Genomic DNA, 15,146 nt, shown 5'->3' with positions numbered 1-15,146 from the left:
ACAGTTCCTCCCGCAGTTCGCTGTCCCTAGACTCCCCTCCACAAGGGGGACTACTCGGGGGACAACACATGGGGCTTGGGGTGCCTGAACTCGTACTCGAATGGAACGGACAGACCTGGACGCTGGACGCGGCCCGGTCGTACAGCCTGGGGCGCGACCCGCAGGGCGATGTGGTCTTCGACGACGCACGGGTGTCGTGGCGGCACGCCACCGTCCGCCGTGGCGACGGCGGTTGGGTGATCGAGGACCTCGGCAGCACCAACGGCACCTTCGTGCGGGGGCAGCGCGTCCAGCAGTCGCAGGTCGCGCCCGGCGCGGCCGTCCACCTCGGCAACGCCACCGACGGGCCGCGGCTTGACTTCCGCGCCGCCGCGGCGCCGCAGGCAGCGGCGGGCGCTGTCGCCGGAGCGGCGGCGGGGCACGTGGTGCAGCCGCAGTACCAGCCGCCGGCCGCGCAGCCGCAGCCCGCGGTTCAGCAGCAGGCGCAGCCCGCGGCCCGGCAACAGCCGTCCGCGCAGGCGCAGATGTACGCGGCACCGGCGCAGGCCGCACCGCAGCCCGCGCAAGCCGCACCACAGCCCGCACCGGCCGCCGCTCAGCCGGGCGCGCCCGCGGCCGGCGCGTGGGGCGGCGCACCACCCGCGCAGGTCCCGCCGCAGCAGGCCGGCTGGGGCGGGCAGCCGCCGGCGCCGCAGGCCCAGCCGCGACCGCAGGCCGCGCCGGCCGGCGGCGGACCGGGGTTCAACGTCCGCAACCCGACCACGTTCCACCGGCTCGATCTCGGCCGGGTGATGAAGATCGGCCGTGCGCTGGAGAACGACCTGGTCGTCTCCGACCTCCAGGTCTCCCGTTTCCACGCGGAGTTCCGGGCGCACCCCGACGGCCGCTACGAGATCGTCGACCTGGGCAGCCACAACGGCACCTACGTCAACGGCCAGTCGATCCAGCGCCACCTGCTGGGCCCCAATGACATCGTCGGCGTGGGGCACTCCACCTTCCGGCTGGTCGGCGACCGGCTGGAGGAGTTCGTCGACACCGGCGAGGTGTCCTTCTCGGCCCGCCGCCTCACGGTCACCGTGCCGCACGGCAAGACCACCAAGACGATCCTCAAGGACGTCTCCTTCGGTGTCCCGGAGAAGTCGCTGATCGGCGTGATCGGCCCGTCCGGGTCCGGCAAGTCCACCCTGCTGCGGGCACTCACCGGCTACCGGCCCGCCGACGAGGGCGAGGTGCTGTACGACAACCGGAACCTGTACAAGCAGTTCGCCGAGCTGCGCCAGCGCATCGGCCTGGTCCCGCAGGACGACATCCTGCACAAGGAACTCCAGGTCAAGACGGCACTGCGGTACGCGGCCAAGCTCCGCTTCCCCGGTGACACGCAGTCCGCCGAGCGTGAGGCACGGATCAACGAGGTGCTGGGCGAGCTGAAGCTCGACATCCACGCCGACAAGCGCGTCACCTCGCTCTCCGGCGGCCAGCGCAAGCGCGTCTCGGTCGCCCTGGAGCTGCTCACCAAGCCGTCGCTGATCTTCCTGGACGAGCCGACCTCCGGGCTCGACCCGGGCATGGACCGCGATGTGATGAAGCTGCTGCGCGGTCTGGCCGACGACGGCCGAACCGTCCTGGTGGTCACCCACTCGGTGGCCGAACTGGCGCTCTGCGACAAGCTGCTGGTGATGGCGCCGGGCGGCTCGGTGGCGTACTTCGGCCCGCCGGACGAGGCGCTGACCTTCTTCGGCTACGAGACCTGGGCCGATGTCTTCTCCGCCTTCGAGAACTACCGCGACTACGACTGGTCGGGACGCTGGCGCGGCTCGCAGCACTACCAGATGTACGCCGCCGAACTCGACTCGGCCGCCCCGCAGGCAGCCCCGTACATCCCGCACCAGGTGGCCAAGCCGCCCAAGCCGACCGGCTGGACGGCGCAGCTGTTCACGCTGATCCGCCGGTATCTGTCGGTGATCTCCTCGGACCGCGGCTTCATCGCGCTGATGTTCATCCTGCCCGCCGTGCTCGGTGTGGTGAGCGTGGTCATCCCGGCGGCCAGCGGCCTCGGCCCGGGGCCGGCGAAGGCGAACGGCATCAACAAGGACGCCGGCACCATCCTGCTGATCCTCGCGGTCGGCGCGTGCTTCTCCGGCGCCGCCAACTCGGTCCGTGAGCTGATCAAGGAACGGGTCATCTACGAGCGGGAACGGGCCACCGGCCTGTCCCGGTCGGCGTATCTGATGTCGAAGGTCATCGTGCTGGGCCTGATCACGGCCCTCCAGGGCGCGATCATCTGCGGGATCGGTTTCGCCCCCCGGACGCTGCCGGTCGAGGGCGTCATCGTGCAGAACCAGCCGGCCGTCGAGATGACCCTCGCCGTCATCGGGCTCGGCTTCACCTCGATGATGTTCGGCCTGATCATCTCCTCGCTGGTGAAGACGGCCGAGAAGACCATGCCGCTGCTGGTCATGTTCGCCATCGTCCAGGTGGTCTTCACCGGTGTGCTCTTCCAGCTCTACGACTCGCCCGGCATCGAGCAGTTCGCCTGGCTGATGCCCGCCCGGTGGGCGGTGGCCGCGCTCGCCGCCACCGCGAATCTGAACCGGGTCATGCCGTGGGACCCGGGCAACCCCGACCCGCTGTGGAACCACACCGCGGGGGCGTGGGGGCTGGACATGGCCGTGCTGATCGCCATCGGCGTCATCTGCGGCTTCGTCGTGTCGCGGCTGCTGCGCCGCCATGAGCCGGAAGTCATGCGGAAGTAGCCGCCGCACAACTCGGCCCATGCGAAGGGGCGGTGGAACCGGAAGGTTCCACCGCCCCTTTGTGCGTTTCTTATTGCGCGGCCGGGATCAGTACGCCGAGTTGACGTTGTCCATCGAGCCGTACACGTGGTACGCGTAATTGCACGCCGCGGTGATGTTGGCCACCGGGTCGTAGATGTTCCACGAGGTTCCGTTGACGTGGTACGTCTGGAAGGTCGGGTCGATCACCTGGAGCAGCCCCTTCGAGGGAATGCCCTTGGCGGCGTTGGAGTCCCACAGGTTGATCGCCTGGGGGTTGCCGCTCGACTCACGGATGATGTTCCGGTAAATGCCGTTGTAGCTGCCCGGAATACCCTTCTCGTGCATGACGGCGAGGGATTCCCTGATCCAGCCGTCGAGGTTGTTGGCGTAGACCGGCGCGGCCGGGGCGGGGGCGGCCTTCCTGACCGGCGCCGGGGCGGGCTTGACGGCGGCCCGCACGGTGGAACGGTTCGCGGCCTGCCTGGCCTGCGCGCGTTCGGCCGCGGCCCGTTCTGCCGCCCGCTTCCTGACGGCGTCGGCGGCGGCCTTCTTCCTGGCGGCGGCGTCGGCTGCCGCCTTCTTCCTGGCCGCTGCCTCGTCCGCCGCCTTCTTCTTCGCCGCTGCCTCGGCGGCGGCCTTCTTCTTCGCGGCGGCCTCAGCGGTCGCCTTCTGCTTCGCGGCGGCGTCGGCCGCTGCCTTCTTCTTCGCCGCGGCCTGGTCGGAGATCGCCTGCTGCGACGCCAGACCGGACTTCGCGCCGAGACTCTTCACCTTGTCGCCGGTGGAGACGGTGTACCCGGTGGGATCGCCGTTGGCAACCGAGGAGGACCCACCGGTCGCCTGGAAACCGGTGACGGCCAGGACAACGGCAGCCGCGGCGGCGGCACCGGCCACCGTGATCTTGCGCTTCTTGGACAGCCGGCCGATCTTCGGGAACGTGGGGAGCTGCATGCGGTGTTACCTCTTCCGATTGCGGGACCTGAGAATTCTTAGAGGGTCCTAAATCGGGGGTCAACGAGACCGGCTACGAATGGAATTCGTAGCCGCCTCGACAACCGCGGCTGCCTTCGCTGTTTCCGGCCGCTTTTCCACCGGGTCATGCGACTAAGCCGCCTAGTATGTGATCCACGTCCTATAGGCCACCTCACACGATTGCGCCCTCCCGGTCGCTCGCGGTGAGCGGGAGGGCGCTTTATGTGATGTCCGAACGGCCTTATGGAAGCAGCAGATTCACATCGCCGAATTCATGCCAGAGATAACGTCCGCGCAGCGCCTGGGCGTACACCGCGGTCAGCAGCCGGTCCCCGGACAGCGCCCGCAGCATCAGCAGATGGGACGCCTCCGGCTCGTGCAGCCCGGTCAGCAGCCCGTCCACCGCCCGCATCCCGCGCTCCGGGGTGATCACCAGCTCGGTCCAGCCGCGCGCCGCGGTCACCACGCCCCGCGGGCCGGCCGCCGATTCCAGGGCACGTACCGCGGTGGTGCCCACCGCCACCACCCGGCCGCCGGCCGCCCGGGCCGCGTTCACCTGCCACGCGGTGCTCGCCGGCACCGCGAACGGCTCCGCGTACGGCGGCTCGTGCGCCTCCGCCGAGGCGACCCCGGTGTGCAGCACGATCGGCGCGATCTGCACCCCCCGGCTGACCAGCTCGGTCACCAGTGCCGCGGTGAAGGGCCGCCCGGCGCTCGGCATCTCCGCCGAGCCCGCCGGGTCGAGCAGTGCACCACCACCGTCTCGGCAGTACCGCTCAGCCGCCCGTCCACCGCCGCCGGCAGCGTCCGCGAGGTGTTCACCACCAGCACGTCCCCGGCCCGCAGCAGCGCCGGCAGCTCCCGGAAGCAGTGGCCGGTCACCTCGTCCCGCGCCTTCCGGCCGACCAGCAGCCGGACCGCGTCCCGCCGGGGCGGCGGCGCCGTCGCCACCAGCTCCGGCGGCAGCCGCAGCCCCGCGAGGCCGGCCGACCCCAGCCGCGCCGCCTCCTGGTCGCAGGTCACGCACCTGACCGCCGCCGTCACCGCGCCCCCAGCAGCACGTCCGCCACGTACCGGCCGCTCGGCGCGTCCTCGTCCAGCAGCCGTACCACCGCCGGCGCCACCTCGTCAGGACACAGCCGCTCCCCGAAGTCCGGGTCGTCCGGCACCGCCGCCGCGTACAGCTCGGTCCGCAGCTCGCCCGGGTCCACCCACCACACCCGCACCCGCGGCTCCTCCTGCGCCAGTACCGCCGACAGCTGGTCGAGCGCGGCCTTGCTCGCGCCGTACCCGCCCCAGGTCGGATACGCCTCCACCGCCGCGTCCGAGCTGATGTTCAGCACCGCCCCGCCGACCGCCCGAGCCCCCGCGACGCGCCCGTGATGATCGCCACCGGCATGATCCCGCCCTCCGTCAGACCGCGCCCCGGCCGGACGCCGGACCACCTGACCTCACCGTAGGAATGCGCCCGCCCCGGCCGCCCGCCGCACCGCACCGGGTCACTTGGGACTAGTCCGTACGGCCGAGCCCGCCCCGTCCGCAGGGCGCATCCCCGCCGTGACAAGCGCCGGTACCGTGGACGACATGTCCAGCCGGACGCCGCGAGGCGGATTCGAAGCGGTCAGTGCCGCACTGCTGGCGATGAACCGCCAGCTGGAGGTGCGCGAGGTGCTGCAGACCATCGTCGCCTCGGCGCGGGAGCTGCTCGGCGCCGAGTACGCCGCCCTCGGCGTGCCCGACGACCACGGCGGCTTCGCCCAGTTCGTGGTCGACGGCGTCAGCGACGAGCAGTGGAAGGCCATCGGCCCCCTGCCGCGGCAGCACGGCGTGCTCGCCGCGATGCTGCGCGAGGGCGCCCCGCAGCGCCTCGACGACGTCCGCACCTTCGAGAGCTTCGCCGGCTGGCCGCGTACCCACCCGGTGATGAAGGACTTCATCGGCATGCCGATCGTGGACGGCGACGAGATCCTCGGCGCCGTATTCCTCGCCAACAAGACCTGCCCCAGGGCACCCGAATCGTCCGGCGGCTTCACCCAGGAGGACGAGGACCTGCTGCGGATCCTCGCCGACCACGCCGCCATCGCCCTCATCAACGCCCGGCTCTACGAACGCAGCCGCGAGCTGACCCTGGCGGGGGAGCGGGCCAGGATCGCCCACGAGCTGCACGACGCGGTCTCGCAGAAGCTCTTCTCGCTGCGGCTCACCGCGCAGGCCGCCGCCTCGCTGGTCGATCACGAGCCGGTCCGCGCCAAGGAGGAGATCCGGCAGGTGGCCGCGCTCGCCGCCGAGGCCGCCGAGGAACTGCGTGCCGTCGTGGTCGAGCTGCGCCCGGCCGGCCTGGACGAGGACGGCCTGGTCGCCACGCTGCGCACCGAGGCCCGCGTCCTGGACCGGGTGCACGACGCCTCCGTCACCTTCCACGCCGAACGGGTACGCGCGCTGCCCGCCGCCCAGGAGGAGGCGCTGCTGCGGGTCGCCCAGGAGGCGATGCACAACGCGCTGCGGCACGCCCGCGCCACGGCCGTCGGCGTCACCCTCGAAGGCCGCGGCACGGGCGCCCGGCTGCGGATCCGCGACGACGGCCGCGGCTTCGACCCGTCGGCGGTCCGCGCGGCCGGCCGGCACCTCGGCCTGGTCTCCATGCGGGACCGCGCCGACGGCGTCAGCGGCCGGCTGACCGTGCAATCGGCGCCCGGCAAGGGCACCGTCATCGAGATGGAGGTGCCCGGTGGCTGACGCCGTGAGCCCCGCGATCCGTGTCCTGCTGGTCGACGACCACCAGGTGGTCCGGCGCGGCCTGCGCACCTTCCTCGAAGTGCAGGGGGACATCGAGGTCGTCGGCGAGGCGGCCGACGGCGCGGAAGGCGTCGCCCAGGCACAGGAACTGCGGCCCGACGTGATCCTGATGGACGTCAAGATGCCCGGCACCGACGGCATCGAGGCGCTGCGGCTGCTGCACGACGCCGGCAACCCGGCCCGGGTGCTGATCGTCACCAGCTTCACTGAGCAGCGCACGGTGGTGCCCGCGCTGCGGGCCGGCGCCGCCGGATACGTCTACAAGGACATCGACCCGGTCGCACTCGCCGACGCCATCCGCTCGGTGCACGCCGGGCACGTCCTGCTCCAGCCCGAGGTGGCCGGCGCCCTGCTCGCCCAGGAACACCACGTACCCGGCAACGGCCGTGGCAACGCCCTCACCGAACGCGAGCGCGAAGTCCTCGGACTGATCGCCGACGGCCGCTCCAACCGGGAGATCGCCCGCGCGCTGGTCCTCTCCGAGAAGACCGTCAAGACCCACGTGTCGAACATCCTGATGAAGCTGGACCTCGCCGACCGCACCCAGGCGGCCCTGTGGGCAGTGCGCAACGGCGTGGGCGACTAGCCACGCGCCGGGGCGGGTGGCGGGCTGAGGTTCATACTGTCGGGTGGATGTCGCTCGAACGGCGTATCTCCTGCGGCGGTGATCCGTTCTGCATGGCGTGCCGCGGCGGACGCCGCGGTGCGTCCCGCAAGGAGGATGTTTTCCAGTGAAGAACCTGAAGAAGGCCGCGACCATCACCCTCGTGGCCGGCGGTCTGGCCGTCGCCGGTGCCGGCGTCGCCTCCGCCGACAGTGGCGCCCAGGCCGTCGGCGGCGCCGTGAAGTCGCCGGGTGTCGTCTCCGGCAACCTGGTGCAGGTTCCGGTGCACGTGCCGGTGAACGTGTCCGGCAACACCGTCAACGTGATCGGTCTGCTCAACCCGGTGTTCGGCAACCACGCCGTGAACCAGTGACCTCGGTCACCTGGTAACCCCCCACCGACCGGGCCCCGCGGCCGACGGCTCACCGTCGACGCGGGGCCCGCGCGCCGCCCCTCACGGCCTGCGCCGCTCGGCCTCCTCCACATACGCGTTGTACGCCGCCACCTGGGCCCGCCGCGCGGTCCGCTCCACCGGGCGCAGCAGCTCCGCCCGCGCGGCGATCTGCGAGGCGCTCACCGCCGCGCCGTGGCCGCCGTCGGCGGCGATGCCCACCAGCGCGGCGACCCGCTGGGCCAGCTCCAGCACCCGTACCGCGCGCGGCGGGTACCCCGGCGCCAGCACCTCGCGCCCGCGCGCCGCCCGCGCCCGGTACGCCTCCAGCGCCGCCTGCGCGGCCGGCCCCGCGCCCGCCACGTCCAGCCGGGCCAGCTCCTCGGTGGCATCCCGCAGCGCCTCCGCCAGCTCCCGCTCCGCCTCGCCCAGCGAGGGCACATCGGCCGGCGGCGCGTCCCGTACCGGCAGGCACTGCCACTCCACCTCGACATGGAGGTCACCCGCCGGACCCGCCTGGTGCACCTGCGGCACCAGGCCGAGGAAGACCCCGCCGACTGTGACCACCGCCTCACCGGCCGCCAGCGCGCGGGCGTTGAACTCCGGCGGTCCGCTGAGCCCCAGCGGGTGCCCGGCCACCGGCAGTGCGAGCCGCAGTCCGGTCGCCCCCAGCGCCCGCAGCCGGCCAAGTCCCAGCGTCAGCCCGACCGGAGCGGGCTCCCCCGGCAGTCCGGAGAGCCGGTGCACGGCGTCGTCCGCCGTGATCCGCTGCGCTACGTCATCGGGAGCGGCAAGTCCGGCAAGCAGGGCATTTCCCCACGCGGTGAGCCGTCCGGAGCGAGGTTCATCAAGCATGGCCCCAGCCTAAGGACTGGACCCGACCGGCGGTGGCGTAAGTTTTCCCCGGGGGTTCCTTCTGGCCCGTGCCGACCGGGGCACACCGGACTGCCGAGACTGCAATGGGAGACAACGCGCTCATGAGCGATGTGCTGGAGCTGGTGGACGTATCCGTGGTCCGCGACGGACGAGCTCTGGTCGACCAGGTCTCGTGGTCGGTCGCCGAGGGCGAGCGCTGGGTCATCCTCGGCCCGAACGGCGCCGGCAAGACGACCCTGCTCAACGTGGCGTCCAGCTACCTCTTCCCGACCAGCGGCACCGTCCAGATCCTCGGGGACAAGCTGGGCAACGTCGACGTCTTCGAGCTGCGCCCGCGGATCGGCATGGCCGGCGCCGCCATGGCGGAGAAGATGCCCCGCCGGCAGACCGTGCTGGAAACGGTGCTCACCGCCGCGTACGGCATGACCGCCACCTGGCAGGAGGGGTACGAGAAGGTCGACGAGGACCGCGCCAAGGCCTTCCTCGACCGGCTCGGGATGAGCGACTTCCTCGACCGGAAGTTCGGCACCCTCTCCGAGGGCGAGCGCAAGCGGACGCTGATCGCCCGCGCGATGATGTCCGACCCGGAGCTGCTGCTGCTCGACGAGCCGGCGGCCGGCCTCGACCTCGGGGGCCGCGAGGACCTGGTACGCCGCCTCGGCCGGCTGGCCCGCGACCCGATCGCGCCCTCCATGATCATGGTGACCCACCACGTCGAGGAGATCGCCCCCGGCTTCACCCACGTCCTGATGATCCGTCAGGGCAAGGTCGTCACCGCGGGCCCCATCGACCTCGAACTCACCTCCCGCAACCTCTCCCTCTGCTTCGGCCTCCCGCTCGTCGTCGAGCGCCGCGGCGACCGCTTCACCGCCGCCGGACTCCCCCTGTCCTAGACCGATCCTCCGTGCGTACTGCCGCAACCAGGGCTCTCCCCCCTACGATTGACGGCGTGGAAGCATGGGTGTGGTGGCTGATAGCCGCGGTGGGACTGGGCATCCCACTGGTGATCACGGCAATGCCCGAATTCGCCATGTTCGCCGTCGGGGCGGTGGGCGGTGCGGCGGCCGCGGGGCTCGGCGGCGGGATCGTGGCCCAGGTCATCACCTTCGTGGTGATCTCCGTCGCGCTGCTGGTCTTCGTCCGCCCGATCGCCTACCGCAACCGCCAACGCCCCGAACAGCGCAGTGGTGTTGACGCCCTCAAGGGCAAACAGGCCGTTGTACTGGAGCGGGTCGACGGCGGGGCCGGCGGCCGCATCAAACTCGGCGGGGAGGTCTGGTCGGCCCGCTCGCTGGAGTCCGACCGGGTCTTCGTCCCGGGACAGCGGGTGGACGTAGTGGAGATCGACGGAGCGACCGCAGTCGTCATGTAAACCGCACCGCAGGCCGGCAATTCACCGAACCGGCCCGCGGCGCACCGGCGTTCTGCGAGAATTGATCATGACAGGGTACGTCGGACGTTCGCATCCAAGCTTGCCGTCAAACGGCGCCGGGAGTTGGCCATGCAGCCCATCATCATCGTGCTCATCATCCTGGTGGTGCTCGTCTTCATCGCCCTGATCAAGACGGTCCAGGTCATTCCGCAGGCCACCGCCGCCATCGTGGAGCGGTTCGGCCGCTACACCCGGACCCTCAGCGCCGGGCTGAACATCGTCGTGCCCTTCATCGACACCATCCGCAACCGGATCGACCTGCGCGAACAGGTCGTCCCGTTCCCGCCGCAGCCGGTGATCACCCAGGACAACCTGGTGGTGAACATCGACACCGTCATCTACTACCAGGTGACCGACGCCCGCGCCGCCACGTACGAAGTCGCCAGCTACATCCAGGCGATCGAGCAGCTCACCGTCACCACGCTGCGCAACATCATCGGCGGCATGGACCTGGAGCGGACCCTGACCTCCCGCGAGGAGATCAACGCCGCGCTGCGCGGAGTGCTCGACGAGGCCACCGGCAAGTGGGGCATCCGCGTCAACCGCGTCGAGCTCAAGGCGATCGAACCGCCCACCTCCATCCAGGACTCGATGGAGAAGCAGATGCGCGCCGACCGGGACAAGCGCGCCGCGATCCTCACCGCGGAAGGCATCCGGCAGTCCCAGATCCTCACCGCGGAAGGCGAGAAGCAGTCCTCGATCCTGCGCGCCGAAGGCGAGTCCAAGGCCGCCGCCCTGCGCGCCGAGGGCGAGGCCCAGGCGATCCGCACCGTCTTCGAGTCGATCCACGCCGGCGACCCGGACCAGAAACTCCTCGCCTACCAGTACCTCCAGATGCTGCCGAAGATCGCCGAGGGCGACGCCAACAAGCTCTGGATCATCCCCAGCGAGCTCAACGACGCTCTCAAGGGCCTCGGCGGCATAGTGAACATCCCCGGCGCCCCCGGCAGCGGCAACGGCGGGGGCAGCACGGGGGGCAACGGCGGCGCGCCCGCCGCGGCCCCGCCCGCCCCGCGCCGCGAGTCCCCGCACTTCGACAAGGACTGAGACACCCCCCCGGCCGGATCACCCCGTTGTGACATGATCGCCGCGCACCCCTCGACCGATGAGGCGGGGAGGACGCGCGGAGATCATGGAGAGCGCTATGTCCCCAGCAGAAGCAGTGGCCGTCCTCGCGGCCGGAATCGGCGCCGGCACCATCAACACCATCGTCGGCTCGGGAACGCTGATCACCTTCCCGGTGCTGCTCGCGGTGGGCCTGCCGCCCGTCACCGCCAACGTGTCCAACACGCTCGGCCTGGTCCCCGGGTCCGTCACCGGAGCCATCGGCTACCGCTCGGAACTCGGCGGCCAGCGCGCCCGGCTGCTCCGCCTCGGCCTGGTCTGCCTGGTCGGCGGCGTCACCGGCGCCCTGCTGCTGGTCACCCTGCCGTCGGGCGCCTTCGACGCGATCGTGCCGGTACTCATCGGCATCGCCCTCGTGCTGGTCGTCCTGCAACCCCGCCTCGCCCGCGCCGTCCAGGCCCGCAGGGACCGCGCCGGCACCACCGCCCCCACCCACGGCGGCCCCGTACTCCTGCTCGGCATGCTGCTCGCCAGCGCCTACGGCGGCTACTTCGGCGCCGCCCAAGGAGTCCTCTACCTCTCCTTGATGGGCCCGCTCCTCGACGAACCCCTGCAGCGCATCAACGGCATGAAGAACGTGCTCGCCGCGACAGTCAACGGCGTCGCCGCTCTCTTCTTCATCTTCGTCGCCCACATGGACTGGGCGGCCGTCGCACTGATCGCCACCGGCGCCACCATCGGCGGCCTGATCGGCGCCCGCGTCGGCCGCCGCCTGCCACCCGCCGCACTGCGCGGCCTGATCGTGGTCGTCGGCGTCGCCGCCATCGTCCAGCTGATCATCAAGGACACCTGAGCCCCGGGCACCACCCGGGACCCAGGCAAGGTCCTACGCCGGCAGCGCCGGCCACTCCGGCAGCCCCTGCCGGTCCCTGATCCCCAGCGCCAGCAGCAGCGCGTCGGCCGGCGTCGGCTCGAACGGCCGCACCAGCAGCTCCATCCCCGCCTGCTCCGGCGTACGGTCCGCCTTGCGCTGGTTGTCCTCCGCGCACGACGCCACCGTGTTCAGCCAGGTGTCCCCGCCACCACGCGACTTCGGCTGCACGTGGTCGACCGTCGTCGCCCGCCGCCCGCAGTACGCACACCGGTGCCGGTCACGCACCAGTACACCCCGGCGCGACCACGCGGCCCGTTGTCGGAAGGGCACCCGCACGTACCGGCAGAGCCGGATCACCTGCGGCACCGGAACCTCGACCTCCGCGGCGCGGATCCGCAGCCCGGGGTGCGCCTGCTCCACGACGGCCTTGTCCTGCATGACCAGCACGACCGCGCGTCGCAGCGACACCGTCGACAGCGGCTCGAAGCTCGCGTTCAGCACCAGCGTCTCACGCATCTCGTCCACCTCCCGGGCCTGCCCCCGCCACCCAGCGGGCGAAGTGGCTCCACTGTGCCCGCGGGCACCTCGGTGGACAACGCAATTTCCCGCCGGAAGACAACAGATGAGCAGGGAAGAAGTTCCCGGCGAACGTTGCCGCAAGCGCAGGAGAAGGCGGCGGCAGCGGAAACGCGGAGCGAAGATACGCCCCGCGCCCCGCCGCCCCGGCCCTCAGCCCCGGCTCAGCCCTCGGCGGGGACCTCGTACTCGCCGATCAGCTGCCCGCGCCCCAGCGCGTGGAACCGCAGGTTGAAGCCGACGAACGCCGGGGACGCGTCCGCGTCCGGGCCCAGCTTCTCCGTGTCCACCGCGTACACCGTGAACACATAGCGGTGCGGGCCGTCCCCGGCCGGCGGGGCCGCCCCGCCGAAGTCACGGGTGCCGTAGTCGTTGCGCGCCTGCACCGCGCCGGCCGGCAGCCCGGAGAAGTCCCCCGACCCCGCGCCGCGCGGCAGCTCCGTCACCGACACCGGCAGATCGAAGAGCACCCAGTGCCAGAACCCGCTGCCCGTGGGCGCGTCCGGGTCGTAGCACGTGACGGCGAAGCTCTTCGTCCCCTCAGGGAACCCCTCCCACCGCAGATGCGGCGAGATGTTCCCCGCCGCGTACACCTGGTCGTCCTTGAGCGTCCCGCCCGGCACCACGTCGTCGCTCACCACAGTGAACGACGGCACCGGCGGGTGGAAGTCATGGGGGAGCGGCCGCCGCGCTTGCTCGGTCACCTCAACACCTCCTGATAGCACTGATCGCAAGAATCGCTCGGAAAAGCCCGAAGCATCACCGACCGAGCCTAAGCCCGCGACCACCGCGAACCCGCCGATGGGGGCACCGCCGGGTCAGAACCAGTTCCGCTTGCCGCCCACCTCGGCGAGCCACGCGTGCAGATACCCCGTCCAGTCCGTCTCGTCGTACGCGTCCAGGCTCATCGTGAACGAGCGGTACGTGTCGCTGCCCACACTGAACAGCCCCGGCTTCTTGTCCATCTCCAGCACCACATCCATCTGGTCGCCGTCCGCGACGAAGGTCAGCTCCACCTGCTTCAGCCCCCGGTACTGGCTCGGCGCGTGGAACTCGATCTCCTGGTAGAAGGGCAGCCGCTGCCGGGTGTCCCGGAGCACGCCCTTCTCCAGATCCGCGCTCCGGAACGCGAACCCCAGCTGCCCGAACGCGTCCAGCAGCGCCTGCTGAGCCGGCAGCGGATGCACATTGAGGGGGTCGAGGTCACCCGCGTCCACCGCCCGGTCGATCGCCAGCTCCGTCGTCACCCCCAGCTTCATCCCGGTCAGATGCCGGCCCAGGAACATCGTCACCGGCGTCTCCCAGGGGATCTCCAGCGTGAACGGCACGAGGTGGACCGCGCCGGCCGCCAGCTCGAACGCCCCGCCGACGGACTGCCGGTGGAACTCGATGTTCTGGTGGTACTCGGTGTCGTTGCCCTGCGCGTCCCGCCGCTCCACCTCGACCCGCGCCTGCAGGCCCACCGAGAGGCCCTCGATGCGCTGCCCGACCGAACCGCCCTGGATCCGCACCTCGCCCTGGACCACCCCGCCCGGCACCACATCGGGCTGCGTCAGCTCCGTCTCCACCGACGCCCCGCCGGCCCCCAGGCTCGCCAGCAGCTTCCTGAACCCCATACGTCCACCTCTCCATGCCGGCCACCGGCCCGGGCGGTCCGCCCCCGGCGCGTGGCTTGCCATCCGTTGCCCGAGTCTTTGCGAACTCTACGAACGCAGGGACCCTCCCGGCGGTTCCACTAAGCTTCCCCCCCGTGATCACGGCACCGGACAGGACCCCACTGGCCCGTTCCTTCTTCGACCGCCCGGTCCTTGAGATCGCCCCCGACCTGCTCGGCCGCGTTCTGGTCCGGGCCACCGACGACGGCCCGATCGAGCTGCGCCTCACCGAGGTCGAGGCGTACGACGGCCCCAACGATCCCGGCTCGCACGCCTACCGCGGCCGCACCGACCGCAACGCCGTGATGTTCGGCCCGCCCGGCCACACCTACGTCTACTTCACCTACGGCATGTGGTACTGCCTGAACATGGTGTGCGGCCCGCAGGGCACCCCCAGCGGAGTGCTGCTGCGCGCCGGGGAGATCACCGCAGGCGCCGCCCTGGCCCGCGCCCACCGGCCGGCCTCCCGCAAGGACAGCGACCTCGCCCAGGGCCCGGCCCGGCTCGCCACCGCTCTCTCCGTCGACCGCTCCCTCAACGGCGCCGACGCCTGCTCGGCCGGCGGCGGCCCGTTCCGTATCCTCACCGGCACCCCGCCGGACCCGGCACTGATCCGCACCGGACCACGGACCGGCGTCGGCGGTGACGGCGCCGCCCACCCGTGGCGGTACTGGATCGACGGCGACCCCACCGTCAGCCCGTACCGGGCCCACGCCCCCCGCAAACGCCGATGAACGACCCACCCGGGACCGCGTACCCTCGGACACGCCGGACCCACCCGGCAGAGCACACCCCTACAGAGGAGACCAGGAACCGTGACGGACATCGTCGACGAGCTGCAGTGGCGCGGACTGATCGCCGTATCCACTGACGAGGACGCACTGCGCAAGGCGTTCGCGGACGGCCCCGTCACGGTCTATTGCGGCTTCGACCCGACCGCGCCCAGCCTGCACCTCGGCAACCTGGTCCAGATCCTCACCGTCCGCCGGCTCCAGCTGGCCGGCCACCGGCCGCTCGGCCTCGTCGGCGGCGCCACCGGACTGATCGGCGACCCCAAGCCGACCGCCGAGCGCACCCTGAACGACCCCGCGGTCGTCGCGGAGTGGGTGGACCGGGTACGGGCCCAGATCG

General features: G+C 71.6%; 15 protein-coding genes and 2 pseudogenes (1 of these 17 running past the window's edge). 10 read left to right on the top strand and 7 right to left on the bottom strand.

All coding sequences use genetic code 11. The features are described 5' to 3' along the window. The first annotated feature begins 68 nt into the window (after positions 1–68). Positions 69–2,753 (top strand): FHA domain-containing protein, encoded by a 2,685-nt coding sequence (locus OG552_RS07445; protein ID WP_329130487.1) that lies wholly within the window; start codon positions 69–71, stop codon positions 2,751–2,753. An 87-nt stretch (positions 2,754–2,840) separates the two neighbouring features. Here the strand turns inward: OG552_RS07445 and OG552_RS07440 are convergent, their stop codons facing one another. The 3 genes and pseudogenes from OG552_RS07440 to OG552_RS07430 all read right to left on the bottom strand — a co-directional run. Further along, positions 2,841–3,725 carry a transglycosylase SLT domain-containing protein gene (locus OG552_RS07440; protein WP_329130485.1) on the bottom strand — a complete coding sequence of 295 codons (885 nt, stop codon included), beginning with the start codon at positions 3,723–3,725 and terminating at the stop codon, positions 2,841–2,843. 262 nt (positions 3,726–3,987) lie between these two features. Then, a pseudogene (locus tag OG552_RS07435) lies at positions 3,988–4,742 on the bottom strand (S-adenosylmethionine:tRNA ribosyltransferase-isomerase). A 44-nt stretch (positions 4,743–4,786) separates the two neighbouring features. Continuing rightward, positions 4,787–5,104: pseudogene (locus OG552_RS07430) on the bottom strand (SDR family NAD(P)-dependent oxidoreductase); the annotation flags it as partial. A 226-nt stretch (positions 5,105–5,330) separates the two neighbouring features. On the opposite strand from OG552_RS07430, the gene OG552_RS07425 reads away from it, so the two are divergent. The 3 genes from OG552_RS07425 to OG552_RS07415 all read left to right on the top strand — a co-directional run bounded on the left by OG552_RS07425 (position 5,331) and on the right by OG552_RS07415 (position 7,519). Then, the gene (locus OG552_RS07425; RefSeq protein ID WP_329130482.1) at positions 5,331–6,482 is read left to right on the top strand and encodes a GAF domain-containing sensor histidine kinase; all 1,152 of its coding nucleotides are present in this window, start codon (positions 5,331–5,333) and stop codon (positions 6,480–6,482) included. 4 nt (positions 6,483–6,486) lie between these two features. After that, positions 6,487–7,128, top strand: coding sequence for a response regulator transcription factor (locus OG552_RS07420; protein ID WP_329140626.1), 642 nt, complete (start codon positions 6,487–6,489; stop codon positions 7,126–7,128). Positions 7,129–7,273: 145 nt separating this feature from the next. Next, positions 7,274–7,519, top strand: a complete 246-nt coding sequence (locus OG552_RS07415; RefSeq protein ID WP_329130480.1) for a chaplin — start codon at positions 7,274–7,276, stop codon at positions 7,517–7,519. Between the two features lie 81 nt (positions 7,520–7,600). On the opposite strand, the gene OG552_RS07410 is transcribed toward OG552_RS07415, so the two are convergent. Further along, a complete protein-coding gene (locus OG552_RS07410; protein WP_329130478.1) occupies positions 7,601–8,392 on the bottom strand; it encodes a hypothetical protein in 792 nt (263 codons plus the stop codon). Between the two features lie 122 nt (positions 8,393–8,514). Between OG552_RS07410 and OG552_RS07405 the strand changes: the two genes are divergently transcribed. The 4 genes from OG552_RS07405 to OG552_RS07390 all read left to right on the top strand — a co-directional run bounded on the left by OG552_RS07405 (position 8,515) and on the right by OG552_RS07390 (position 11,763). Then, entirely contained in the window at positions 8,515–9,306 is a 792-nt protein-coding gene (locus OG552_RS07405; protein WP_329130477.1) for an ABC transporter ATP-binding protein, read from the top strand. Between the two features lie 56 nt (positions 9,307–9,362). After that, the gene (locus tag OG552_RS07400; RefSeq protein ID WP_443070884.1) at positions 9,363–9,785 is read left to right on the top strand and encodes an NfeD family protein; all 423 of its coding nucleotides are present in this window, start codon (positions 9,363–9,365) and stop codon (positions 9,783–9,785) included. 129 nt (positions 9,786–9,914) lie between these two features. Continuing rightward, entirely contained in the window at positions 9,915–10,892 is a 978-nt protein-coding gene (locus OG552_RS07395; RefSeq protein ID WP_329130475.1) for an SPFH domain-containing protein, read from the top strand. A 97-nt stretch (positions 10,893–10,989) separates the two neighbouring features. Next, positions 10,990–11,763, top strand: coding sequence for a sulfite exporter TauE/SafE family protein (locus tag OG552_RS07390; RefSeq protein ID WP_329130473.1), 774 nt, complete (start codon positions 10,990–10,992; stop codon positions 11,761–11,763). Positions 11,764–11,796: 33 nt separating this feature from the next. On the opposite strand, the gene OG552_RS07385 is transcribed toward OG552_RS07390, so the two are convergent. From OG552_RS07385 to OG552_RS07375, 3 genes are all read right to left on the bottom strand, one after another. After that, positions 11,797–12,300, bottom strand: a complete 504-nt coding sequence (locus OG552_RS07385) for an HNH endonuclease (RefSeq protein ID WP_329130472.1) — start codon at positions 12,298–12,300, stop codon at positions 11,797–11,799. A 224-nt stretch (positions 12,301–12,524) separates the two neighbouring features. Beyond that, positions 12,525–13,064 (bottom strand): YbhB/YbcL family Raf kinase inhibitor-like protein, encoded by a 540-nt coding sequence (locus tag OG552_RS07380; RefSeq protein WP_329130470.1) that lies wholly within the window; start codon positions 13,062–13,064, stop codon positions 12,525–12,527. A gap of 114 nt (positions 13,065–13,178) precedes the next feature. Further along, positions 13,179–13,976, bottom strand: coding sequence for a sporulation protein (locus OG552_RS07375; protein WP_329130468.1), 798 nt, complete (start codon positions 13,974–13,976; stop codon positions 13,179–13,181). A gap of 134 nt (positions 13,977–14,110) precedes the next feature. On the opposite strand from OG552_RS07375, the gene OG552_RS07370 reads away from it, so the two are divergent. Both OG552_RS07370 and tyrS read left to right on the top strand, forming a co-directional pair. Continuing rightward, positions 14,111–14,749 (top strand): DNA-3-methyladenine glycosylase, encoded by a 639-nt coding sequence (locus tag OG552_RS07370; protein ID WP_329130467.1) that lies wholly within the window; start codon positions 14,111–14,113, stop codon positions 14,747–14,749. A gap of 81 nt (positions 14,750–14,830) precedes the next feature. Then, positions 14,831–15,146 carry the beginning of a tyrosine--tRNA ligase gene (gene tyrS / locus OG552_RS07365; RefSeq protein WP_329130465.1) on the top strand. 956 nt of this gene lie beyond the right edge of the window, so 316 of the gene's 1,272 nt are visible here — the first part of the coding sequence; the start codon lies at positions 14,831–14,833; its stop codon lies beyond the right edge, outside the window.

The organism is Streptomyces sp. NBC_01476, from assembly GCF_036227265.1.
Lineage (GTDB): Bacteria > Actinomycetota > Actinomycetes > Streptomycetales > Streptomycetaceae > Actinacidiphila.
The sequence above is the reverse complement of the archived record's forward strand: the minus strand, read 5'-3'. Positions and strand labels throughout refer to the sequence as shown.